This window comes from Glacieibacterium sp., assembly GCF_965200405.1.
GTDB lineage: Bacteria > Pseudomonadota > Alphaproteobacteria > Sphingomonadales > Sphingomonadaceae > Glacieibacterium.
The window spans coordinates 3,126,892-3,150,134 of record NZ_OZ241356.1; the positions used below are offsets into that span (position 1 = coordinate 3,126,892).

A 23,243-nucleotide genomic window follows, 5' to 3' on the forward strand; every position below is an offset into this window, starting at 1 on the left:
GCGGCCATGCGGCAAACCGCGCGATTATGACCACGGCACACAATTGGACTCCCGCCGGCTGGCGCTCCCACACGGCGCGTCAGTTGCCCAGCTATCCGGACCTGTCGGCGATCGCCGCGGCCGAGGCGGAGCTGCAATCATACCCACCGCTGGTCTTTGCCGGTGAAGCCCGCGACCTGACCGCAGCGCTCGCCGAAGTCGCCGAGGGCAAGGCCTTCCTGCTCCAGGGCGGCGACTGTGCCGAGAGCTTCGCCGAGTTCCACCCCAACAATATTCGCGACACGTTCCGCGTCATCCTGCAGATGGCCGTGGTCCTGACCTTCGCGTCGAAGCTTCCAGTGGTGAAGGTCGGGCGCATGGCCGGCCAGTTCGCCAAGCCACGCTCGGGCGACTTCGAGGTCATCGACGGCGTCTCGCTGCCCAGCTACCGCGGCGACAACGTCAACGGCATCGAGTTCACCGCCGAGGCGCGCCAGCCCGACCCGCAGCGCATGATGCGCGGCTATATGCAGTCGGCCGCCACGCTCAACCTGCTGCGCGCCTTCTCGACCGGCGGCTATGCCAATCTGCACCAGGTCCATAAATGGAACCTCGACTTCACCGGTAGGTCGCTCTGGTCGTCACAGTACCAGGAAGTCGCCGACCGCATCGGCGAGGCGCTCGACTTCATGGCGGCCTGCGGCATCTCGCCGGAGACGGTGCCGCAGCTGAAGGGCACCAGCTTCTTCACCAGCCACGAGGCGCTGCTGCTCGGCTATGAGCAGGCGATGACGCGGCAGGACAGCCTGACCGGCGACTGGTTCGACACGTCGGCGCACATGCTGTGGATCGGCGACCGCACCCGCTTCGAGGGCTCGGCGCACCTGGAGTTCCTGCGCGGCGTCGGCAATCCGATCGGGCTGAAGTGCGGCCCCAGCCTCGATCCCGACGAACTGCTCCGCCTGATCGACATCCTCAACCCGGGCAACACGCCGGGCCGCCTGACGCTGATCTCGCGCTTCGGGCATGACAAGGTCGAGGCCGCCCTGCCCCGCCTGATCCGTGCCGTCCGCCGCGAGGGGCGCCATGTCGTGTGGTCGTGCGATCCGATGCACGGCAACACCATCAAGGGTGCCAGCGGCTACAAGACCCGTCCGTTCGACCGCATCCTGTCCGAGGTCCGCGGCTTCTTCGCCGTGCACCGCGCCGAAGGCAGCCATCCCGGCGGCATCCATATCGAGATGACCGGCCAGAATGTCACCGAATGCACCGGCGGCGCCATCGCCATCACCGACGAGGGACTCGCCGATCGCTACCACACGCACTGCGATCCGCGCCTCAATGCCAGCCAGAGTCTGGAGCTCGCCTTCCTGCTGGCCGAGGCGCTGAAGGATGCTCGTATCGGAACTGCTGCTGTAGCGGCTTGACTTGGCGGGCGTGCGCCCATATCCACGCGCTTCGCTGCGGGGCTACCCCGACGGCCCCTTCGTCTAGCGGTTAGGACGCGGCCCTCTCACGGCTGAAGCACGGGTTCGATTCCCGTAGGGGTCACCATTCTACAATCAGCCCTACATACCGACGAAGAAAGCCTTGCTTTCGCAATCGCTGCGGAAGCACCATCTGCGTCACATGAAAGAGCCTGACATCGGTCGCGTGATTCTCGTTGGCGCCGGTCCCGGTGCGCCCGACCTGCTGACCCTGCGCGCCGCGCGGGCGTTGGCGGCAGCCGATGTCGTCGTCCATGACGGCCTGATCGATCCGGCCGTGCTCGATCTCGCACCGCCGCACGCGCGCCGCATCAGCGTCGCCAAGCAGCGCGCCCGCCACACCCTGTCGCAGGACAAGATCGGCGACCTGCTGGTGACCGAGGCGCGCGCCGGCAATCTCGTCGTCCGCCTCAAGGGTGGCGATCCGTTCGTCTTCGGGCGTGGCGGCGAGGAAGTCGCCGCCTGCCGCGCCGCTGATATCGCCGTCGAGGTCATCCCCGGCGTCTCCTCCGCTCTCGGTGCCGCCGCCGAGGCGCTGCTGCCGCTGACCCACCGCGACCACGCTTCGTCGGTCAGCTTCGTCGCCGGCCAATGCAAGGGCCTCAGCGACCAGAACTGGGCCGGCCTGGCGGGCAAGGGCCGTACCCTGGTGATCTACATGGGCGTCAGCGCCGCCGACGCGATCGCCGAGAAGCTCATCGCCGACGGCCTCAGCCCCGACACACCCTGCGCCATTCTCGAGCGCGGCACCCTGCCCGGCTCGCGCGCGTTGCGGACCCTGCTCGCCGACCTCGGCGGTGCGGTGGTGCGCGAGAAGATCGCTTCGCCGGCGCTGCTGGTGGTCGGCGACGTCGCCGCCCTCGGCACTGCCGACAATGTCCTCATTCGACTGACCCAGAGCATCGACGCATGATCAAGCTATTGACCGGAAACGACCTGCTGACCGGCGACGTCGTCTGGTGGGACGGCAGCGGCTGGAGCCTGCACCTCGCCGATGCCGTCGAGGCAGGCCCCGAGCTGCTGGCCAAGACGATCGCCGAGGAGCGCATCAACGATGCCGCGCTGGTCGATGCAGTCCCGGGCAATCCCCCACGTCCACGCACCGCGCGCGAGCGTATCCGCGGCATCGGACCCAGCGTCCGTCCCGATCTGGCGAGAGTCTGACATGTACAAGTACGATACATATGACCAGGCGATGGTCGATGCCCGCGTCGACGAGTTTCGCGACCAGGTCGAAGCCCGCCTCGCCGGCACCATCACCGAAGACCAGTTCAAGCCGCTGCGGCTGATGAACGGCCTGTACCTGCAGCTCCACGCCTACATGCTGCGCGTCGCCATCCCCTATGGCACGCTGTCGGGCGACCAGCTTCGCGCGCTGAGCGACATCGCGCGCAAGTACGACCGCGACTATGCGCATTTCACGACGCGCCAGAACCTCCAGTACAACTGGATCAAGCTGCAGGACGCCCCCGATATCCTCGCGGCGCTTGCCAAGGTCGAGATGCACGCCATCCAGACCAGCGGCAATTGCATCCGCAACATCAGCTCCGACCAGTTCGCCGGTGCCGCCGCCGACGAGGTCGCCGACCCGCGCCCCTACGCCGAGCTGCTGCGCCAATGGTCGAGCTTCCACCCGGAATTCAGCTACCTGCCGCGCAAGTTCAAGATCGCCGTCACCGCCAGCGACAACGACCGCGCCGCGATCCAGCTTCACGACATCGGCCTGCAGCTCGTGCGGCGCGACGGGGTGCTGGGCTTCCGCGTCCTCGTCGGCGGCGGCATGGGCCGCACCCCGATGATCGGCCACTGGATCCGCGAGTTCATCCCGGTCGGCCAGTACCTCAGCTATTGCGAGGCGATCCTGCGCGTCTACAACCGCCACGGCCGCCGCGACAACATCTACAAGGCGCGGATCAAGATCCTCGTCCATGAGCTCGGCGCGGCGGAATTCACCCGCCAGGTCGAGGCCGAATGGGCGCTGACGGAGCCGCTGGGGCTCGACGCTCCCCAGGCCGAATACGACCGCATCGGCGCGTTCTTCGCCGATCCGGCCTACGACCTGTCGGCCAGCGACAGCCTCGACCGCTCGGACCCCGATTTCGCCGTCTGGGTCGACCAGAATGTCCACGCCCATAAGCAGCCCGGCTATGCCATCGTGACGATCAGCCTGAAGCCGCCGCGCGGCATTCCGGGCGATGCGTCCTCCGCGCAGATGGACCTGGTTGCTGACTTGGCGGAGCGGCTGAGCTTCGACGAGCTGCGCGTCACTCACGCCCAGAACCTCGTCCTGCCGCATGTCCGCAAGGACGACCTTTATGCGCTGTGGCAGGCGCTCGACGGTGCCGACCTGGCGACCCCGAACCTCGACCTGGTGACGGACATCATCGCCTGCCCCGGCCTCGATTACTGCGCGCTGGCCAATGCGCGTTCGATCCCCGTCGCCCAGAAGATCGCCGATCGCTTCGCCGATCTCGATCGCCAGCGCGACGTCGGCGAGTTGAAGATCAAGGTGTCGGGCTGCATCAACGCCTGTGGCCATCATCATGCCGGCCACATCGGCATCCTCGGCGTCGACAAGAAGGGCGAGGAAGCTTACCAGCTGTCGCTCGGCGGCTCGGGCGCGGAAGACGCGTCGCTGGCCAAGATCCTCGGTCCGGCCTTCACCGAGGACGGCGTCGTCGAGGCTGTCGAAAAGATCATCGAGCGTTACCGCGCCGTGCGCACCTCGCCGCAGGAGCGCTTCCTCGACACCTACCGCCGCGTCGGCGACGCACCGTTCAAGGAAGCCGTTTATGGGTGATGTGCAGGACCAGTCGGCCGTCGCCGGTGCGCCCTCGCCCGCCCTCGACGATGCCCCGGCGCGGCTGCGTTTCCGCGACGATGCACCGTACGAGAGCCCGTTGGTGGCGCTGGCGGACTTCCTCGGCAACAGCAATGTCGCCGCGGTTCGGCTCGAGCCCGCCGACGATGCGCGGTCGCTGCTGCCGTTCATCGGCCGGCTGCGGCTGATCGAAGTCGCCTTCCCCAAGTACCGCGACGGTCGCGGCTATTCGGCGGCGCAGATCCTGCGCGAGGGCGGCTACACGGGCGAGCTTCGCGCCGCGGGCGACGTGCTGGTCGACCAGATCCGTTTCATGCGCCGTGTCGGCTTCGACAGTTTCGCGCCCAATGCTCCGCTCGATCCGGCACGGCTGGAGCGGGCGCTCAATCGTTATGCGTTCCAGTATCAGGGCGCCGCGGACGGCGCGAAGCCGATCTGGGAATTACGGCATGGCTAGCCTCGCACAGGCGACGCCCGATCTCGACGTCATCGACACGACACCGCCGTTCACTCTCGACGATGTGGCGCGTCTGACGGCGAAATATGCCGGTGTGTCGACGCAGGACATGCTGCGCGATCTGCTGTCCGGCGAACTCAAGGGACGCGTCGCGGCGGTTTCGTCGTTCGGTGCGGAGTCGGCGGTGCTGCTGGCGATGGTCGCGGAGGTCGATACCTCGGTCCCGGTGATCTTCGTCAACACGCAGAAGATCTTCGGCGAGACGCTGGCCTACCGCGACGAACTGGCCGAGCGGCTGGGCTTCACCGACCTGCGCGTCTTCCGTCCCGATCCGTATCTGCTGGCCCAGAAGGACAAGACCAGTCTCCGTTGGAGCTTTGACCCCGACGGCTGCTGCGACCTGCGCAAGGTCGAGCCGCTGCGCCGTGCGCTGGCGCCGTTCGACGCCTGGATTTCAGGTCGCAAGGGCTTCCAGGCCGGGCGTGGCGCGCTGCCGCGCTTCGAGATCGACGAGGGCCGGTTGAAGGTCAACCCGCTCGCCGATTGGGACAAGCCAGCCCTGGAGGCGTATTTCGAGGCGGCGAGACTGCCGCGTCATCCGCTGGAGGCTCAAGGCTATCCGTCGGTCGGCTGCGTCCCCTGCACGACCAAGGTCCTGCCCGGCGAGGACCCACGCTCGGGTCGCTGGCGCGGCTGGGACAAGAGCGAGTGCGGCATCCACGAGCCGGTGTTCTGAGCGACCACCCGCTGTTCGGAGACCCCGGCGTCATTCCCCGCTGGAGATGACCCCGGGCGTCGGCCCCGCTTACTTGGTGACGTTGTAGGTCAGTGCCGCATCGTCGAGCTGGAAGCCGACCAGCACCTCGAAGGTCGAGGCACGGACCGCGGCGCGGATTTCAGGATCGGCCATCGGATCGACCATCGCGTCGAGGTCGGTCGCCTTGCGCTTGCGCGACAGGCGCGCCTGCAGCTCGGGCTTGAGCGTCGCTGCGGAGCGCAACACGCTGGCCTTGGCCGCGCCGGGGGCCTGGGCCCGCGCCTGGCCATCGGCAAAGTTCAGCGTCACCTGGCCAAGCTGCTTGGATACCAGCAAATTGCCGCCCTGGACGACGCTGGCGAAGAACGGCAGCGTGATGACGCGCGCGCCGACGGTGTTGGTCCGGCGCGCCTGGACCGTGAAGCTGACATCGGTGCCCAGGGTGTCGGCACCTTCGGCGCAGACGCCGCGCAGGTCGGTGATCGTCGCCACGGTATCGACGGCATTCGCGTTGCGATCGGTGTCTCCGGCGGCGAACAGCGTCACGTCACCGGCGTAATAGGGCACCGCAACCGCCGGGCAGACGGAACGCTGGATCAGCAGTGGGTTACGCTCGCACCCGGCAAGCGCCAGCCCGGCAAGCGAGACCAGCAACAGCATCCGCGACTTCGACAAGATCGGCCCTTTCGGCAACATTGCGGCTACTCATAGAAAGGCCGGGCCTTTCCCACAAGCAATGCTCGGTCGCGGCGAATGCGGAGGCAAAGCGCCACGGGGAATGGCAATACGTCGCGACCTGCGGTAACAGGCGCATCATGTCCGTGACCGCGCTGCCGCTTCCGTCGCTCAAGGTTCTCGTCGCCGCCCCGCGTGGGTTCTGTGCCGGCGTCGACCGGGCGATCACCATCGTCGAGCTGGCGATCGAGCGCTTCGGCGCGCCGGTCTATGTTCGCCACGAGATCGTCCATAACAAGTTCGTCGTCGACAGCCTGCGCGCCAAGGGCGCGGTCTTCGTCGAGGAACTCGACCAGGTGCCGGACGGCGTGCCGGTGATCTTTTCCGCGCACGGCGTTCCCAAGTCGATTCCGGCCGAGGCTACGGCGCGCGGGTTGAACTTCCTCGATGCGACCTGCCCGCTGGTCTCCAAGGTCCACCGCCAGGCCGAGCGTCTGGTCCAGCAGGAGCGGCACATTCTGTTCATCGGCCATGATGGTCACCCCGAGGTGATCGGCACTTTCGGCCAGGTCGAGCGCGGCCAGATCACCCTCGTCGAGACGATGGAAGACGCCCGCACGATCATGGTCGCCGATCCGACGCGCGTCGGCTTCCTGACCCAGACGACATTGTCGGTCGACGACACCGCCGAGATGGTCGAGGAGCTCAAGCGCCGCTTTCCGCTGATCGTCGGGCCGAAGGGCGAGGACATCTGCTACGCCACCTCGAACCGGCAGGCGGCGGTCAAGGCGATCACCGAGCATTGCGAGCTGCTGCTGGTGATCGGCGCGCCGAACTCATCGAACTCGCAGCGCCTGCGCGAGCTTGGGCAGCGCGAAGGTATCAAGGCGTTCCTGGTGCAGCGCGCCGCCGAGATCGACTGGGACTGGTTCGAGGGGATCAGCACGGTCGGGATCACCGCGGGTGCCTCGGCGCCGGAGCTGCTGGTGCAGGAGGTGCTGGCGCTGCTCGCCACCCGCTTCGAGCTGGCCAAGGAAGAAGTGACGACGACGATCGAGGACGTCGTCTTCAAGCTGCCGCGCGCGCTGACCAACTAGGATGGCAGTCTATACGCACGTCGACGCGGGTACGCTCGCGGCCTTGCTGCTGCGCTACGACATCGGCACCGCGGTCAGCTTCAAGGGCATCGCCGAGGGGGTCGAGAACTCCAACTACCTCGTCGAGACGACGCGGGGGCGCTACTTCCTGACCTTGTACGAGAAGCGCGTCGAGGCATCGGATTTGCCGTGGTTCCTCGCCCTGCTGACGCACTGCGCCGACGCCGGGTTGCCGGTGCCCCGTCCGATCGCCGACCGCTCCGGCAAGGCACTCCAGACCGTCGCCGGGCGCCCCGCCTGCCTCATCGAATTTGCCGTCGGCGTATCGGTCACCGAGCCGACTTCCGCCGAATCTTACGCGGTAGGCGCCGCACTCGGCCGATTCCACCATGCAGTCGCCGACTTTGCCATCGAACGCCCCAACGCCCTCGGACCCGCCGGCTGGGCCCAGGTCGCCGCCAGCTGCGCCGGCCAACTCGACCAGATCGAACCCGGCCTCGAAGCTCTCCTGACCGACGAACTAACCTTTCTCCAAAAATCCTGGCCCACCGCCCTCCCCCGCTCCACCATCCACGCCGACCTGTTCCCCGACAACGTCCTGATGCTCGGCGGCAAAGTCACCGCGCTGATCGATTTCTACTTCGCCTGCACCGATCTTAGGGCCTACGACATGGCCATACTCATCGTCGCCTGGAGCTTTTCCACCGACGGTCGCCACTTCGATCCCGCCATCGCCGCCGCATTGCTCGCCGGCTACTCGAGCACCAATGCCCTGACCGACCCCGAGCTCGCCGCCTTGCCGATCCTGTGCCGCGGCGCCGCGCTTCGCTTCGCCCTGACCCGTGCCTTCGACTGGCTCAACACCCCGGCCGATGCGCTGGTCACCCGCAAGGATCCCATGGCCTTCGCCCGCCGCCTGACCTGGTACACCAGCGCCACCCCCGCCCAGGTGATCGGCGCTTGACCGATCTCCCCCACGTCGTCGTCGCCACCGACGGAGCCTGTAAAGGCAACCCCGGCATCGGCGGCTGGGGCGCCATCCTGCGCATCGCCGGCAAGGAGCGCGAGTTGATGGGCGCCGAAGCGCATACCACCAACAATCGCATGGAACTGACCGCCGCTGTCGAAGCCCTGAACGCGCTGACCAAACCGTGTCGCGTCACCCTGTCGACCGATAGCAATTACGTCCGCGACGGCATCATGAAGTGGGTTCACGGCTGGCAGAAGAAGGGTTGGCGCACAGCTGCCGGAGCTGCCGTCAAGAACGTCGACCTATGGCAGGCCCTGATCGCCGCGACGGCCCGGCATCAAGTTACCTGGGTTTGGGTCAAAGGCCATGCCGGCGACCCAGACAACGAGCGTGCCGACGGCCTGGCAAATGCCGCCATCGCAGCCCGGCGAGCTGGCGTAGCGACGTAGAGAGTTGCGCGAGCTAGACGAACCTGCGGGGATCGAAGGCACTGGCATCGACGGATGGCGCACGCCCAAGCAGTAGATCCGCCGCCAGCTGGCCCGCCGCCGGTGCCGTCTGGATACCAACGCCGCCCTGCCCGGCACACCAGAAGAAGCCTGCTACCTTTCCGTCATAGCCAATTATAGGCGCGCGATCCGGCGCGAAAGTCCGCAGGCCAGCCCAATGGCGCTCGACCCGCTTGACCCGGTACGTCGTGGCGGCCTCGAACCTCGCGACCGCAATGGCGACGTCGATCTCCTCGGCAGCGGCATCGCGGGCGACATCCGGGGTCTCGTCATGGGGTGACACCCACATGCGCCCTGCATCGGGCTTGAAGTAGAAGCTGCCTGCTGCGTCGAACGTCACGGGAAGCGCTGGGTCTGGTGTCGGCTCGACGTCGAGGACGACCATGGTCCGGCGCAGCGGCGTCAGGCCCGGCGATGTCGCGCCGGCTAGCGTCGCAACCCCCTCTGCCCACGCTCCCGCAGCGTTGACGACGATGTCGGCTTCGAATGGCCCGGTCGGCAGCGCTAGACGCCAGCCGCCAGTGCTGCGCGACAAAGCCGAGACACGAGCATCGGTGACGACGGCCGCTCCGGCTTTGCGAGCACCGGCAAGGAACCCTGCATGAAGAGAGGCAACGTCGATGTCCCAGCAATCCGGCTCGAACAGCCCGTCGGTGCACCAATCCGCCGAAAGCTGGGGGTAGCGCTCGTGCAACTGCAGCGCGTCGAGCCGCTGATACTCCATGGCCGCCATGTCGAGCTCGGCCGCCAATTCAGACACTGCGTGATCGTTGCCCGGCGCCGCGAGGTGCAGGGCCGAACGTGCCGTCAGCAACGGGCTGTCGAATCCGGGTGGAGGGTCCAGGAAAAAGTCGCGAGAGGCGGTGGTTAGCGGCAGCACGGCCGGGCCGCCGTAGCTTGGAACCCAGAAAGCCGCGGAGCGCCCAGTGGTGTGATAGCCAGGGTGTGCCTCCGCTTCGAACAGTGTGACGTCGGCTTCGTGGCCGAGAAAATAGGCGAGGCTTGCTCCCGCCATGCCGGCACCGATGATTGCAACCTTGGGTATCACCGGAGGAAAGCCATGATCGTGCCAAAGACCGGAAGCCGGACCGCATCGCACTCCCGCCCAAGTTCGTGCGCGGCTTTCGGGATTGTCTCTAAGCGAGCATCCGGAAGGCGAGCTACCTGAGCGACTGTAGCGACGTTATCGACTAAAGCGTCTTCCTCAGCGACCAAGACCAGCACGGGTGTCGAAACCTTCTCAGGCAGAGCATCGTCTATCGAGGCAAACGTATCCCGGAGCCAGCCGTTGGTCACACCGCCTAGAGCCAATGCCGGGTCGGCGTCGAGCCACCAGCCTTCGTCGGCGTAGCGATCCACGTCGTGCGTTAACCGGCGCTGGCGCAGCGAGTCGGGCAGACCTCGCACCAGCGAACCATTGCCCGGGGCGTAGCTGTCGGCAAAACCTAGCGCACAGGCGAACCGCGCTATCCAGCGTGCCATCCGAGCGCCGACCGGCGCGGCCAGCAGCCCGCACATCGGCGATAGCAGCACGACGCGCGCGAATACACCGCTCCGACCCTCCAGCCAGCGCAACAGCAGGTGTGCGCCCATCGAATGCGCTACCGCGTAGTGCGGCGACGGATGATTGGCGACGAACCACGCGACCTGATCATCGAGATCGCCAATCCAAACTGCGAAACCCGGTGAATGCCCCTTCAGGGGGTCAGCGAGCAGGCGACCGGAGCCGCCCTGTCCGCGCCAGTCGAACGATACGACGGCCAACCCCAGACCACGGAAACCATGCAGGACCTCTGCATACTTCTCAATGAAGTCTCCTCGACCGTTGAGAAATAGCACTGACCCTTGGCCTGTCGGCCAGTGCACCGTGCGCAGCGGCCAGCCGTCGCGCATCCTGCGTTCGATCCACTCTGCCCCGGCCGGCAGGGTCCGACGCCCAGCGAGCGCGTCGCCGCTCACGCTGCGTGCGCCGCGGTTGCCGCCTCCATCTCGTTGCGGCCTCGCAGCCGACGGTTGGGCACCATCAGCGTCACCACGAACGCCAAGGCGAAGACTACCAGGCTGATCGGGAACAGGCCGAGAATTGCATCCGCAAAACTTGCCTTGAGTTCGCTCCCGACCCGGGCCACCGCCGCCGGATCGGTACTTCCCTGCGCCGCCAACACCTTGCCCAGCGCGACGGGATCCATTGCCAGCGCTTGCGCGCGGCTGATGTCGAAGGTGGCGCTGGCTGCGGCGAGTTCCGGCGCGCGGCGTGGCAGTTCTTGCGACAGATGGTTGGTCAGAACAGCTCCAAACACTGCGACCCCGATGGTCGAGCCGATCTGACGGAAAAACTGCGCCGAACTGGTGGCGACTCCAGTTTGCGCAGGACTGACCGCGCTCTGAATCGCCAGCGTGAACATGCCCTGCGCCGGGCCCAGTCCTAGCCCGACCAACGCCAGCCGCAGCGAAATCGCGTTGCGCGAGGTGTCTGGCCCGATCTGAAGCAACAGTAGGATGCCAACCAGCGTCAGCGCACCGCCACCAACCAGCAATGGCTTATAAACCTTGTAGCGGCTCGCCAGCCGCCCGGCGAAAACGCTGCCGACCAATACGCCGCCCATCAACGGCAGCAACGCGAACCCGCTCTGCGTTGCTGCGACGCCCCGCGCCACCTGCAGGTACAGCGGCAGAAACATCACCAGTCCCATGAAAGCGAAGTTAATCAGGAACAGCGCAAGATTGCCGCGCCGGAAAACCGGCTCCGAAAACAGCGTCAGCGGTACTACCGCATGCGCCTTACCGCGCGAGATCAGCAACAGCAGGCAAAGAGCAGCCGCGCCAGTGCCGAACATCCCGAGCATCAGCGGCGACCCCCAAGGCAGATCGTGGCCACCCCAGCTCAACGCCAGCAACAGCGGCACGAAAGCCACAAGAATTAGCAGGCTGCCAGGCCAATCGATACGCTCGCCGCGAGCATGGCCGCCGACCTTTGGCAGGTGAGCCATGAGCACGTACAGCGCTACGGCACCGAGCGGCAGGTTGACGTAGAAGACAAAGCGCCAACCGCTGATGACGTGGCCAAACAGGCTAGTCGTCGCATTGTCGGTCAGCAGCCCTCCGATCACCGGCCCGGCGACGCTGGCGAAGCCGAACATCGCCCCGAACCAGCCGGTGTAGCGACCACGTTCGGCCGGCGGCACGATATCGGCGACCGTCGCGAAGGCGCCGGTTGCAAGAGCACCAGCCCCGATACCCTGGACGGCGCGGCAGACGATCAATTGGGTCATGCCATCACCGAGCACCGGCAGCGTCCCAAACTCACCGGCAAGGCCGCACAGCATCGAGCCGCCTAGGAAAACCAGCACTCCGAACACCAGGATCGGTCTTCGACCGTAAAGATCACCGAGCTTTCCGTAGATTGGCACAGTGACCGTCGAGGCGAGAAGGTACGAGGTCCCGACCCAGGCGATACGCTCCAGCCCGTGCAGCTCAGCGATGATCCGCGGCATCGCGGTCGAGACGATGGTCTGGTCCAACGCCGACAACAGCAGCACGATCAGAACCGCCGCCAACGCGAGGCGGCGTTCGGCGGAGGAATAGCTGCGAAGGGCGACCTGTGTCATCGTCACGGCGGTCTAAGGGGGCAACGCGTCGCGAGCAACCTTCGCCGGCACTTGCGTCAATTCGCGAGCGAGCGCGTTATGCGCCGAAATTTAACTGAAGGCGCGCCATGACCTACACGCTCGAACCGCTCCACATCGTCCTCGTCGTCGTCGCCCTGCTTGTCGGCATCTTCTTGGGGATGGCGCTCAGGTCTGGCGCCAAGCGCCGAGCCGTGTTGTTCGAGGAGAGACTGCGCGTGTCGGACGCCGACCGCAGCGCGCTGGCATCCGAGCGTGACGGCCTGCGCGCCGAGCGAGATGCGCTGGACCAGCGGTTGACGCCTCTGGCTGCCGAGGTGGATCGATTGAAGCGTGCCGAAGCAAAGCGCGTTGCCCCGATTGGCGTGACCGAAGACCCTGTCGCCGTTCGGCCGGCGACGAGCCTTGCTGGGAACGACGTGCGCAACCTCAAGGGAGTCGGTGATCGTTTCGCCAAGGCGCTATCGGACCTAGGGATCACTGGCGTTGACCAGATCGCCGCATGGTCGGGCGCCGACGCCGACGTTATCGATTCGCAGCTTGGCAGCTTTAGCGGTCGGATCCGCACCGACCGCCTCGTCGAACAGGCTCGCCTGCTCCACGAGGGGCGGACGACGGAATATGAGACGCGGTTCGGCGCGCTAGGCGCCTAGCGCGCCTTTAACGCCGCCTGCGCCGCCGCCAGTCGCGCAATTGGCACACGGTAGGGCGAGCAGCTGACGTAATCCAAGCGCATCGACTCGCAGAAGGCGATGCTCGACGGATCGCCGCCATGCTCGCCGCAGATACCAAGCTTGATGTCGGGGCGAGCCTTGCGGCCCCGCTCGACGGCGAGGGCGATCAACTCGCCGACACCCTCAACGTCGATGCTCACGAACGGATCGCGCGGGTAGATGCCCTGCTCGACATAGTCCCCAAGGAAGCGGCTGGCGTCGTCGCGGCTGATGCCGAGCGCGGTCTGGGTCAGGTCGTTGGTGCCGAAGCTGAAGAACTCGGCCTCGGCAGCGATCTCGCCGGCGCGCAAGGCGGCGCGGGGCAGCTCGATCATCGTGCCGACGAGATAGTCGAGCGTGCGGCCGGTCTCGGTGAACACCGCGTCCGCTGTCGCGTCGATGACCGCCTTGGTGATCTCCAGCTCGCGCGCCGTGGCGACGAGCGGGACCATGACCTCGGGCACCACGGTCGCGCCGGTACGCTTGGCGACATCGACCGCAGCCTCGAAGATGGCGCGCGCCTGCATCGCGTAGATCTCGGGATAGGTAATGCCCAGCCGGCAGCCGCGGTGTCCGAGCATCGGGTTGAACTCGTGGAGCTCCCCGACCCGACGGCGCAGTACCTCGACGCTGATCCCGACGGCGGCGGCGACGTCGGCAAACTCCGACTCGTGCGCCGGCAGGAACTCGTGCAGCGGCGGGTCAAGCAGGCGGATGGTGACGGGCAGACCGGCCATGATCTCGAAGATCTGGGCGAAGTCTGCGCGCTGCTCGGGCAGCAGTGTCTCCAGCGCCGACTCGCGACCGGCCTTGTCCTCGGCCAGGATCATGCGGCGGACGGCGGTGATGCGGGCGGCATCGAAGAACATGTGCTCGGTCCGGCACAAGCCGATGCCCTCGGCGCCGAAGCCGCGGGCGGTGCGGCAGTCGAGCACCGTCTCGGCGTTGGTGCGGACCTGCATGCGGCGGTGAACGTCGGCCCATTCCATCAGGCGTCCGAAGTCTCCGGCCATCTCCGGCTCGACGGTAGCGACGGCGCCGAACATGACTTCACCGGTAGAGCCGTCGATGGTCAGAATGTCGCCCTCGTTGACCGTGCGCGCGCCGATGCGGGCGGTGCGAGCCTTGAGGTCGATCGACAGCGAGCCGGCGCCGGAGACGCAGGGCCGCCCCATGCCGCGAGCGACAACCGCGGCGTGGCTGGTCATGCCGCCACGTGCGGTCAGGATGCCGCGGGCGGCGTGCATGCCGTGAATGTCCTCGGGGCTGGTCTCGGTGCGCACCAAGATGACGGCGATGCCGGCGGCGGCGCGCATCTCGGCAAGGTCGCTGTCGAACACCGCGATGCCCGAGGCGGCGCCGGGAGAGGCTGGCAAGCCCTTGGTCAGCACGTCGCGCTCGGCCTTGGGATCGAGCGTCGGGTGCAGCAGCTGGTCGAGCGCCGCCGGATCGACGCGCAGGATCGCCTCCTCCGACGTGATCAACCCCTCGTCGGCCATGTCGACGGCGATCTTGAGCGCGGCCTTGGCGGTGCGCTTGCCGCTGCGCGTCTGCAGCATCCACAGCTTGCCCTGCTGCACGGTGAACTCGATGTCCTGCATGTCGCGGTAGTGGCGCTCCAGCAGGTCGAACACGCTGGCCAGTTCGACGAACACGGTCGGCATCGCCTCCTCCATCGAGGCGGCGCGGGCGCCGGCGGCCTCGCGGGCGGCGAGGGTCAGGTACTGCGGCGTGCGGATGCCGGCGACGACGTCTTCGCCCTGCGCGTTGATCAGGAACTCGCCGTAGTGCGCGCGGGTGCCGGTCGAGGGGTCGCGGGTGAACGCAACGCCGGTCGCCGAGGTCTCGCCCATGTTGCCGAAGACCATCGCCTGGACGGTGACCGCGGTGCCCCAGCTCTCCGGGATGTCGTTGAGGCGGCGATAGACGCGCGCCCGCTCCGAGCGCCAAGAGGCGAAGACTGCGCCGATCGCGCCCCATAGCTGGTCGTTGACGTCCTGTGGGAACTCGTCGCCCCAGGTCGTGGCGACGATGACCTTGTAGCGTGCCACCAGCTTGCGCAGGTCGTCGGCGGTGAGGTCTGTGTCGAGGGTGACGCCGCGGTCTTCCTTGAGGATCTCCATCGCCTCCTCGAAGGCGTAGTGGTCGAGGCCGAGGACGACGTCGGCGTACATCTGGATGAAGCGGCGGTACGAGTCCCAGGCGAAGCGTGCGTCGCCGCTGGTCGCGGCGAGGCCTTCGACGGTGGTGTCGTTGAGCCCGAGGTTTAGGACGGTGTCCATCATGCCGGGCATCGAGACGCGGGCGCCGGAGCGGACCGAGACGAGCAGCGGGTTGGCGTCGGAGCCGAAGCCCATGCCGCCGACGTTCGCCTCGATGTGCTGGACCGCAGCAGCGACTTCGGCCTTGAGCGTGTCGGGAAAGGACATGCCGGCGTCGTAGTAGACGGCGCAGACTGCGGTGCCGATGGTGAAGCCGGGCGGCACCGGCAGGCCGATGCTCGACATCTCGGCGAGGTTCGCGCCCTTGCCGCCGAGGGCTTCCTTGAGCGACGCGTCGCCGTCGGCGATGCCGCCGCCGAAGCGGTAGACGTGACTGTTGGCGGCGGGTTCAGGCGGCATCGGCGACCCTCTGGTTAGCGGGGTTAAGTGGACGAACCTGACCTATGTCAGACCCTGTTTCTGGATCTGCGAAAAGTCGGCGACGGTGTGAACGGCTTTGCGTAACTCGTTGAGAAGGTTGAGCCGGTTTTCTCTGACCGGCGCGTCGTCGGTATTTACCACGGTGTTTGCGAAGAAACCGTCGACGGCGGTGCGAAGTTTCGCGAGGGCGGTCATGGCCGCAGTGAAATCTTCGGCGGCGACAGCGGTGGCGGCGGCGGGCAGCGCGGTGGCGAGCGCGGCGGCAAGAGCCTGCTCGCCGGGGTCGGTCAACAGGGCGGCGTCGACCGCGCCGTCGTGCGGGCCGTCCTTGGCCTCCTCGATGCGCAGGATGTTGGCGGCGCGGCGGTAGCCGGCGAGGAGGTTCTCGCCGTCTGGAGTGTCGATGAACGCCTGCAGGGCGCGGACGCGGGCGAGGAGATGAACGAAGTCATCATCAACGCCTAGCGCTGATACAGCGTCGATCAGGTCAGACCTAACACCCGCCTCTCGCTGCTGTACTTTCAGACGATCATTGAAGAAAGCAAATATAGAAAAGATAGCTGGCGAAACGCGGGTATCGTAAAAGTCCTGCATTTTCTTCTCTGAAAGTGAATTCAGATTTGAATGTTCAATCATCTTACCGATATCAGAGTTAGTCGTTTTAAAGCCCATCTGGAAACGAGCTGCGAGATAGCTCTGCAGTGCTTTGCGGTTAGTCTCGATCTCATTCCGGCTTGCAAATTCGGCCAAGTTGTTAGCGACAGCTTGAAAAAGCTCAATTCTTACAGATGACTTAGTAATGATCTCTATCAAGCCAAGCGCCGCCCGTCGGATAGCAAATGGATCGCGAGAGCCGGTCGGCCCCATCGACTCAAAGAAGAACAACGAGATCGTATCCAGCTTGTCCGCCAATGCCACGGCCACGCTGACCGGGGCGGTGGGGACGTCGTCGCCCTGCCCGACTGGTTTGTAGTGGTCGCGGATGGCGTCGGCGACTTGGGGGTCGAGGCCCTCGGCGAGGGCGAGGTAGCGGCCGGCGATGCCCTGGACTTCGGGGAATTCGCCGACTGTGGCGGAGACGAGGTCGGCCTTGCACAGGCGGGCGGCCTGTTCGGCGAGGTCGGCGAGGTCGGCGAGGCGTGCTGCCCCCTCCCCTTGGGGAGGGGCGAGAGACGGCGAAGCCGGCCCGGGGGTGGGGTACGCTTCGGTCGCGGAGGGAGAGCCCACCCCCGGGCCGTCGCTGCGCTCCGTCTCTCGCCCCTCCCCGGAGGGGAGGGGTCGAGGTTGCACGGCGCCGCTTTCGACTAGCCAACGGGCGAGCTTGGCGACGCGGTCGACCTTGTCGGCGACGGTGCCGAGCTTCTCGTGGAAGACGATGCTGGTCAGCTTGGGAAGGCGGGACTCGAGCGTCACGGCGCGGTCCTGGTCCCAGAAGAACTTGGCGTCGGACAGGCGCGCGACGAGGACCTTGCGGTTGCCGGCGACGATCGCCTCGCCACCATCGGGGGCAGCCAGGTTTGCGACGCAGACGAAGGCGGGGGCCAGCGCGCCCGACGCGTCGGTGCAGGCGAAATACTTCTGGTTGGTCCGCATGGTGAGCTGGATCACCTCGCGCGGCACGTCGAGGAAGGCGGGGTCGAAATGCCCGAGCAGCGGCACCGGCCATTCGGTCAGCCCGGCGTTCTCGGCGACGAGGCCGTTGTCCTCGACCAGGGCCAGGCCCTGCGCGGCGGCGGCAGCGCGGGCGCCGTCGAGGACGATGGTCCGGCGCTCGGCAGCGTCGATGAGGACATGGGCGTCGCGCAACTGCGCGGCATAGGTCGCGGCGGAGGCGATCTCGATCGGGCCGCTCGACCTGAAGCGGTGGCCGCGGGTGACGCGCCCGCTGGGGATGCCGGCGGCTTCGAAGTCGACGACCTCGGTGTCGAGCAAGGCGACGACCGACGACAGCGGGCGGACCCAGCGCGGCGCGTCGCTGCCGATCGAGGCGGCACCCCAGCGCATCGACTTGGGCCAGTCGAAATCGCGGACGATCTGGGGCACGAGCTCGGCGATGACGTCGGCGGCGCTGCGACCCGCGGCGCGGATCATGGCGTAGAGGAAACGGCCCTTGGGGGTATCGCGCTCCTCGAGCTGATCGCGGGCCAGGCCGGTCGAGCGGAGGAAGCCCTCGATGGCTTGCGGCGGCGCGTCGGCGCGTGGACCGCGGCGTTCCTCCTCGGTGGCGGTGCCCTGGGCAGCGATATCGCGGGCGATGAGGATCAGGCGGCGCGGGGTGACGTGGGTCTCGATCGTGCCGACGGGGAGCTGGGCGGCGATGCCAGCGGTGAAGCGGGCGCGCAACTGGTCGGCGGCGGCGGACTGCATCCGCGCGGGGATTTCCTCGGTGAGGAGTTCGAGGATGAAATCAGGCATGGGTGGTCCCGGCGTTGGACCTCAAGAGCCCCCACCCCGGCCCTCCCCACTCTCCGCTACGCGGGGGGGGAGGGAGCAGGAAGGAAGCTGTACCGCACAGCACGCCGGACGCAGCGCGGAGCAGGAAAGAAGGGAGTGTGTGGAGCAGGCGGGCCCCCTCCCCCCCCGCGAAGCGGAGAGTGGGGAGGGTTGGGGTGGGGGTTCTGAGCGCCATCACGCCGCCCACCCGTGCTTCGCCATGTACCTGCCGCAGACCGCCTTGGTCAGGTCGCGGACCCGCCCGATGTAGGCGGCGCGCTCGGCGACGGAGATCACGCCGCGGGCGTTGAGCAGGTTGAAGATGTGGCTCGCCTTGATCGCCTGGTCGTAGGCGGGCAGCGGCAGGCCGCGCTCGACGAGGGCGTGGCACTCGGCGGAAACCTGCTTGAACTGCTCGAACAGCAGGTCGGTGTTGGCGGCCTCGAAGCTGTAGGCGCTGAACTCGCGCTCGTTCTCGCTGAATACATCGCCATAGGTCACGCCGGCGTCGTTGTAGGCGAGGTCGTAGACGCTGTCCTTGCCCTGGATGTAGGTCGCGAGGCGCTCCAGCCCGTAGGTGAGCTCGCCAGCGACGGGCGCGCAGTCATAGCCGCCGACCTGCTGGAAATAGGTGAACTGGCTGACTTCCATGCCGTCGCACCAGACCTCCCAGCCGAGGCCCCAGGCGCCGAGCGTCGGGCTCTCCCAATCGTCCTCGACAAGGCGCAGGTCGTGGAGCTTGGGGTCGATGCCGATCGCCTCCAGCGAGCCGAAGTACAGGTCGACGATGTCGGCGGGCGACGGCTTCAGGATGACCTGGAACTGGTAATATTTGCCGAGGCGGTTGGGGTTGTCGCCGTAGCGGCCGTCGCTCGGGCGGCGGCTCGGCTGGACATAGGCGGCGTTCCACGGCTCCGGCCCGAGGGCGCGGAGCACGGTGGCGGGGTGGAAGGTGCCGGCGCCGACCTCGAGGTCATAGGGCTGCAGGATCGCGCACCCACGCGCTCCCCAGTAATCCTGAAGCGTCAGGATGAGGTTCTGGAAGGAGAGCGGACGGGGATACAGGGGTTCGGCCTTCGCAGGTGCAGCGTAGTCGGGGTGTAGCGGCGGGTGGGGGGTCGGTGCAAGGGAGGAAGGGACCCCCTCCGTCGGCTGCGCCGCCACCTCCCCCTGAAAAGGGAAGAATCCTGCCTCTTGGATCCTCCCCCCTCCTCAGGGGGAGGGGACCGCGCCGCTTCCGGCGTGGTGGAGGGGACGATCGGCGCGTTAAATCAGCGCTTCTTGCCCTTGGCGGCCTTGCGGGCGGCATAGCGCGCGTCGCGCTGGGCCTTGCGGTCGGCCTCGCGCATTTCCTCGGTGATCTTGGCGTCTTCCTCGGCCTTCAGGCGCGCCGCTTCCTTCGCAGCGGCCTGGGCGAGCTTGGCGGCTTCCTGTTCCGCCTTTTTCTCGGCAGACTTGGCGATGCGGCGTTCTTCGGCGGCGGCGCGGCTGGCGGCGCGTTCAGCGACGACAGCCGGATCGATCACGGCGGTCTTGGCCTTGAACTTCTCGAGTGCGGCAAGGCGGGCCTTGGTGGCGTCGCCAGCACGGTCCTTATGATCGGGGAGCTTGAAGCCCATGCGGTGTATCGGTCCTGATGCTGGGAGGGGAATCGCGTTGCCCTTACGCGGGCGGCGCCGTTTCCGCAACCAGCACCTCGGGTGAGCCGGCCGCCGGCGCGGTAGTGATACCGCCCGGGCGGCCGCGGCCTAGCCGACGGTGGCGATCTTGCGCCGGTCGAGCCAGACCTCGACCGAGACCCCCTCGCCGAACGAGCGGGCGTAGTTCAGCGCCGCATCGTCGCCGGCATGGGCGCTTTCGCGCGCCGTCTCGATGATGCCACCGGCGTTGAGGATGAAGAACTTATAGGTCGTCCAGGCGACCTGGGCGGTGGCCATGGCGCTGCGCGGGGTGCCGGCATGCCGGGCCGCGCGCGGCGTGCGGGGCGCCTGGGGGCGGCCGCCGGGCAGCGGGTCGACGTCCGACGCCGGCGCCATCGAGGGCTGGTACGGGACGGCGAAGGTGTCGCAGTCGCGCAGCGAAATCTGGCGGACCTGCACCGGCGCCGGGGCCTGACGGCTGCGGCGATGCGCGAGGGCCGACCAGATCAACGCCCATAAAGTGACCAGTGCGCCGATGATCGCCGCGACGTTACGGATGAAATCGCCGCTCGTCGGGGCGCCGCCGAAATCGTCGAGCACCCCGGCGCGCTCGGGCAAGGCGGTGTCGCGCCGGGTCCGATCGACCTTGGCGGTGGCCACCACCGGGCGGGCGATCGTCGGGAAGATGCTGAGATTCTCCAGCGAACGCTCGCGCGGATCGTCGACGGCGGTGAACGGATTCTCGGCGGTCGCCGGCAAAGGCAGCGGTGCAGTGGCGATGATGGCGGGTGTCGCAGCGGCCTCGACGACGCTGGTCGCCGCCGGCGCGGGGGCTGCGGGCGCCAGATTGACATCGGTAGCGGTCGCGAGGGCAAGTCCGGCGAGCAGGATCGAGTTCATCGCATGGGCTCCCTTCGACGTCGGTAAGCTGTGGCGTTCCCCCGACCGGGTTCTAACCTCCACGGCGTTAAGTTTCTGTGTATATCGAACGATTATAATGTCTTAACTTTATCGCCGCAAAGGTGACCGGTTCCTGCGGTTCCGCTTTGCGTCGCTTGGCGGTATAGCCCGCGCGATGCGCTTCCTGTTCACCGCCCTCGCCCTGTTCCTTGCCGTGCCTGCCGCTGCCGAGCCGGCGATGTGGCGCGTCGCCAATGCGACGACCGAGATCATCCTGTTCGGGACGGTCCACGAACTGCCCGAGGGCACGACCTGGCTGACGCCGCGCATCCAGCAGCGCTTCGACGCCGCGGACGCGCTGGTGCTGGAGACGGTGGTGCCCGACGACCGCTCCGTGATCGGCCAGCTGATCACCCGGATGGGCTATTCGCCGCGCGAGCCCAAGTTGATCACGCGGGTCGCGCCATCGCGACGCGGACTGTTGTTGCCGCAGGTGCGCGAGGTCGGGCTGCCGATCGAGGCGCTGGACGCGATGGAGACCTGGTATGCGGCGGTGGCGCTGGGCGATGCGGCGGTGTCGCGGATCGGCCTCGATCCGGCGCTGGGCGTGGAGCCGATCCTGACGGCGAGGGCGCGGACGATGAAGAAGCCGATCACCGGGCTGGAGACGCCGGAACAGCAGCTCGGCTATTTCGACAATCTGCCCGAGACCGATCAGCGCGCCATGCTCGACTCGACGCTCGACGATATGCGGACGGCGAAGACCGACACCGCCAATTTGATCGCGGCGTGGCTGAAGGGCGATACCAACGCGCTGGCCGCAGACTTCGCCAAGTCGATGCGCGCCACCCCCAGGCTGGCGAGCGTGCTGGTCACCGAGCGTAATGCGCGCTGGGCGAACTGGGTCGAGGCGCGGCTGAAGCTGCCGGGCAAGGTGTTCATCGCGGTCGGCGCGGCGCACCTGACCGGGCGCGACTCCGTGCAGGCGATGCTGGCGGCGAAGGGCATCAAGGTCGAGCGGCTGCCTTAGAGCTGGAGTTGGGCCGCGACTTATAAAACGGGCGGGACCGGCGATCCGGTCCCGCCCAGGGAGCGAACGGTGGAGACACCTGGGTGATCCGCTCGGACCTCTTCATACCCCATTCGCGCGGTAGGGATTGCGCAGAAAAACTTGGGGGTGGATCAGCCGATCTAGCGGGAACCTTGCATCGAGGCGGGCTCTCCCCTATAGGGCCGCCTCCCCGCGCCCGCATCCCTGGAGGCGCGCGGGGTCAACTCTAGGAGCAGCACATGAGCGAAGCGATGAAACTCGCGGCCGTGATGCGCGATCGGGCAGGCAAGGGAGCCTCCCGTGCCGTGCGTCTAACCGGTCGTGTACCAGCCGTCATCTACGGCGACAAGCAGACCCCCGTCATCATCCACGTCCCCCTGAAGGAGCTGACCAAGCTGCTCCACGGCGGGCATTTCATGAATTCGGTGGTCGAGCTCGAACTCGACGGCGCCGTGCACCGCACGCTGCCGCGCGATGTCCAGTTCCACCCGGTTTCGGACCGTCCGCTCCACGTCGACTTCCTGCGCCTGTCCGCCGGTGCGACGATCGCAGTCGAAGTCCCCGTTCACTTCTCGGACGAAGACAAGTCGCCCGGCATGAAGCGCGGCGGCACGCTCAACATCGTCCGTCACGAAGTCGAGCTCAACTGCCCGTCCGATGCCATCCCCGATCAGCTCAACTTCTCGCTGGCCGGCCTGGATATCGGCGACTCGATCCACATCTCGGCGATCACCCTCCCCGCCGGTGTGACCCCGGTCATCACCGACCGCGACTTCACCGTCGCGACAGTGGTTGCGCCGTCGGCCCTGCAGAGCGCCGATGCCGCCGCCGACGAGGAAGCAGCGACCGCCGCTGCCGCCGAGTCAGCCGAGGCCAAGGCCTGAGGCAGGACGTTAGCCGAGGCCGGTGATGCAGATCTTCGCCGGCCTCGGCAATCCTGGCGCGACCTATGCGCTGCACCGCCACAACGTCGGCTTCATGGCGGTGGACCTGGTCCACGACATGTACCGCTTCGACCCGTGGCGCGTGCGCTTCCAGGGGCTGACCGCCGAAGGGCGCATCGGCACCGAGAAACTGCTGCTGCTCAAGCCCGCGACCTTCATGAACGACAGCGGGCGTTCGGTCGGCGAGGCGCTGCGCTTCTACAAGCTCGGCACCGAGGCGCTGACGGTATTCTACGACGAGCTCGACCTCGCCCCCGGCAAGGTCAGGGTCAAGACCGGCGGCGGGGCGGCGGGCCATAACGGCATCCGCTCCATCGACGCGCACGCCGGCAACGATTATCGCCGCGTCAGGCTGGGTATCGGGCATCCGGGACACAAGGACCGGGTTCTCGGGCATGTCCTGTCCAACTTCGCCAAGGTGGAGCAGGACTGGCTGGCCGACATGCTCGGCGCGGTCGCGGCGGAGGCGCCGTGGCTGGTATCCGGCGACGACGCGCGCTTCATGAACGAGGTCGCCCGGCGCACCTCCGAAAGGGACTGAG

The 23,243-nt window shown here is 67.2% G+C and carries 22 protein-coding genes and 1 tRNA gene; 14 read left to right on the forward strand and 9 right to left on the reverse strand.

The window, feature by feature from the left end; translation table 11 throughout:
• Positions 1-26: 26 nt before the first annotated feature.
• From ACOFKW_RS14590 to ACOFKW_RS14620, 7 genes are all read left to right on the forward strand, one after another.
• Positions 27-1,406: a class II 3-deoxy-7-phosphoheptulonate synthase gene (locus ACOFKW_RS14590; protein WP_419814858.1), complete on the forward strand. Its 1,380-nt coding sequence runs from the start codon at positions 27-29 to the stop codon at positions 1,404-1,406.
• Positions 1,407-1,458: 52 nt separating this feature from the next.
• A tRNA-Glu gene (locus ACOFKW_RS14595) sits at positions 1,459-1,533 on the forward strand.
• Positions 1,534-1,608: 75 nt separating this feature from the next.
• Positions 1,609-2,379: a uroporphyrinogen-III C-methyltransferase gene (gene cobA / locus ACOFKW_RS14600; RefSeq protein WP_419814859.1), complete on the forward strand. Its 771-nt coding sequence runs from the start codon at positions 1,609-1,611 to the stop codon at positions 2,377-2,379.
• Complete coding sequence (locus ACOFKW_RS14605) at positions 2,379-2,630, forward strand: DUF2849 domain-containing protein (RefSeq protein WP_419816964.1); 252 nt, start codon at positions 2,379-2,381, stop codon at positions 2,628-2,630. The genes cobA and ACOFKW_RS14605 overlap by 1 nt, the downstream gene beginning before the upstream one ends.
• A gap of 1 nt (position 2,631) precedes the next feature.
• Positions 2,632-4,266: a nitrite/sulfite reductase gene (locus ACOFKW_RS14610; RefSeq protein WP_419814860.1), complete on the forward strand. Its 1,635-nt coding sequence runs from the start codon at positions 2,632-2,634 to the stop codon at positions 4,264-4,266.
• Positions 4,259-4,744 carry a DUF934 domain-containing protein gene (locus ACOFKW_RS14615; protein ID WP_419814861.1) on the forward strand — a complete coding sequence of 162 codons (486 nt, stop codon included), beginning with the start codon at positions 4,259-4,261 and terminating at the stop codon, positions 4,742-4,744. Before ACOFKW_RS14610 ends, ACOFKW_RS14615 begins: the two co-directional genes overlap by 8 nt.
• Positions 4,737-5,480 carry a phosphoadenylyl-sulfate reductase gene (locus ACOFKW_RS14620; RefSeq protein ID WP_419814862.1) on the forward strand — a complete coding sequence of 248 codons (744 nt, stop codon included), beginning with the start codon at positions 4,737-4,739 and terminating at the stop codon, positions 5,478-5,480. Before ACOFKW_RS14615 ends, ACOFKW_RS14620 begins: the two co-directional genes overlap by 8 nt.
• 69 nt (positions 5,481-5,549) lie before the next feature.
• On the opposite strand, the gene ACOFKW_RS14625 is transcribed toward ACOFKW_RS14620, so the two are convergent.
• Positions 5,550-6,197, reverse strand: coding sequence for a hypothetical protein (locus ACOFKW_RS14625; protein WP_419814863.1), 648 nt, complete (start codon positions 6,195-6,197; stop codon positions 5,550-5,552).
• A gap of 119 nt (positions 6,198-6,316) precedes the next feature.
• On the opposite strand from ACOFKW_RS14625, the gene ispH reads away from it, so the two are divergent.
• The 3 genes from ispH to rnhA are packed head-to-tail and all read left to right on the forward strand — an operon-like array spanning position 6,317 to position 8,692.
• Positions 6,317-7,273 (forward strand): 4-hydroxy-3-methylbut-2-enyl diphosphate reductase, encoded by a 957-nt coding sequence (ispH, locus tag ACOFKW_RS14630; RefSeq protein WP_419814864.1) that lies wholly within the window; start codon positions 6,317-6,319, stop codon positions 7,271-7,273.
• A gap of 1 nt (position 7,274) precedes the next feature.
• Entirely contained in the window at positions 7,275-8,237 is a 963-nt protein-coding gene (gene thrB, locus ACOFKW_RS14635) for a homoserine kinase (RefSeq protein ID WP_419814865.1), read from the forward strand.
• Positions 8,234-8,692 carry a ribonuclease HI gene (gene rnhA, locus ACOFKW_RS14640; protein WP_419814866.1) on the forward strand — a complete coding sequence of 153 codons (459 nt, stop codon included), beginning with the start codon at positions 8,234-8,236 and terminating at the stop codon, positions 8,690-8,692. Before thrB ends, rnhA begins: the two co-directional genes overlap by 4 nt.
• A gap of 13 nt (positions 8,693-8,705) precedes the next feature.
• On the opposite strand, the gene ACOFKW_RS14645 is transcribed toward rnhA, so the two are convergent.
• Genes ACOFKW_RS14645 through ACOFKW_RS14655 form a run of 3 tightly spaced genes read right to left on the reverse strand, consistent with a single transcriptional unit; the run spans position 8,706 to position 12,360 of the window.
• A complete protein-coding gene (locus ACOFKW_RS14645) occupies positions 8,706-9,800 on the reverse strand; it encodes an NAD(P)/FAD-dependent oxidoreductase (RefSeq protein WP_419814867.1) in 1,095 nt (364 codons plus the stop codon).
• Positions 9,797-10,711: an alpha/beta fold hydrolase gene (locus ACOFKW_RS14650; RefSeq protein WP_419814868.1), complete on the reverse strand. Its 915-nt coding sequence runs from the start codon at positions 10,709-10,711 to the stop codon at positions 9,797-9,799. The genes ACOFKW_RS14645 and ACOFKW_RS14650 overlap by 4 nt, the downstream gene beginning before the upstream one ends.
• The gene (locus ACOFKW_RS14655) at positions 10,708-12,360 is read right to left on the reverse strand and encodes an MDR family MFS transporter (protein ID WP_419814869.1); all 1,653 of its coding nucleotides are present in this window, start codon (positions 12,358-12,360) and stop codon (positions 10,708-10,710) included. Before ACOFKW_RS14655 ends, ACOFKW_RS14650 begins: the two co-directional genes overlap by 4 nt.
• Positions 12,361-12,467: 107 nt before the next feature.
• Between ACOFKW_RS14655 and ACOFKW_RS14660 the strand changes: the two genes are divergently transcribed.
• Entirely contained in the window at positions 12,468-13,031 is a 564-nt protein-coding gene (locus ACOFKW_RS14660) for a hypothetical protein (RefSeq protein WP_419814870.1), read from the forward strand.
• Here ACOFKW_RS14660 and ppdK read toward each other — a convergent pair.
• The 5 genes from ppdK to ACOFKW_RS14685 all read right to left on the reverse strand — a co-directional run bounded on the left by ppdK (position 13,028) and on the right by ACOFKW_RS14685 (position 20,706).
• Positions 13,028-15,712, reverse strand: coding sequence for a pyruvate, phosphate dikinase (ppdK, locus tag ACOFKW_RS14665; RefSeq protein ID WP_419814871.1), 2,685 nt, complete (start codon positions 15,710-15,712; stop codon positions 13,028-13,030). The two genes, ACOFKW_RS14660 and ppdK, sit on opposite strands and share 4 nt — an antisense overlap.
• 42 nt (positions 15,713-15,754) lie before the next feature.
• Positions 15,755-18,148 carry a glycine--tRNA ligase subunit beta gene (glyS, locus tag ACOFKW_RS14670; RefSeq protein ID WP_419814872.1) on the reverse strand — a complete coding sequence of 798 codons (2,394 nt, stop codon included), beginning with the start codon at positions 18,146-18,148 and terminating at the stop codon, positions 15,755-15,757.
• A gap of 213 nt (positions 18,149-18,361) precedes the next feature.
• Complete coding sequence (locus tag ACOFKW_RS14675) at positions 18,362-19,231, reverse strand: glycine--tRNA ligase subunit alpha (protein ID WP_419816965.1); 870 nt, start codon at positions 19,229-19,231, stop codon at positions 18,362-18,364.
• Positions 19,232-19,437: 206 nt separating this feature from the next.
• On the reverse strand, positions 19,438-19,785 hold the full coding sequence (locus ACOFKW_RS14680; protein WP_419814873.1) for a DUF6481 family protein: 348 nt from the start codon (positions 19,783-19,785) through the stop codon (positions 19,438-19,440).
• A gap of 129 nt (positions 19,786-19,914) precedes the next feature.
• On the reverse strand, positions 19,915-20,706 hold the full coding sequence (locus ACOFKW_RS14685) for a hypothetical protein (protein WP_419814874.1): 792 nt from the start codon (positions 20,704-20,706) through the stop codon (positions 19,915-19,917).
• 175 nt (positions 20,707-20,881) lie between these two features.
• Here ACOFKW_RS14685 and ACOFKW_RS14690 point away from each other — a divergent pair, with 175 nt between their 5' ends.
• From ACOFKW_RS14690 to pth, 3 genes are all read left to right on the forward strand, one after another.
• On the forward strand, positions 20,882-21,736 hold the full coding sequence (locus ACOFKW_RS14690; RefSeq protein ID WP_419814875.1) for a TraB/GumN family protein: 855 nt from the start codon (positions 20,882-20,884) through the stop codon (positions 21,734-21,736).
• A 260-nt stretch (positions 21,737-21,996) separates the two neighbouring features.
• On the forward strand, positions 21,997-22,641 hold the full coding sequence (locus tag ACOFKW_RS14695; RefSeq protein WP_419814876.1) for a 50S ribosomal protein L25/general stress protein Ctc: 645 nt from the start codon (positions 21,997-21,999) through the stop codon (positions 22,639-22,641).
• A gap of 25 nt (positions 22,642-22,666) precedes the next feature.
• Positions 22,667-23,242, forward strand: coding sequence for an aminoacyl-tRNA hydrolase (gene pth / locus ACOFKW_RS14700; RefSeq protein ID WP_419816966.1), 576 nt, complete (start codon positions 22,667-22,669; stop codon positions 23,240-23,242).
• Position 23,243 lies beyond the last annotated feature (1 nt).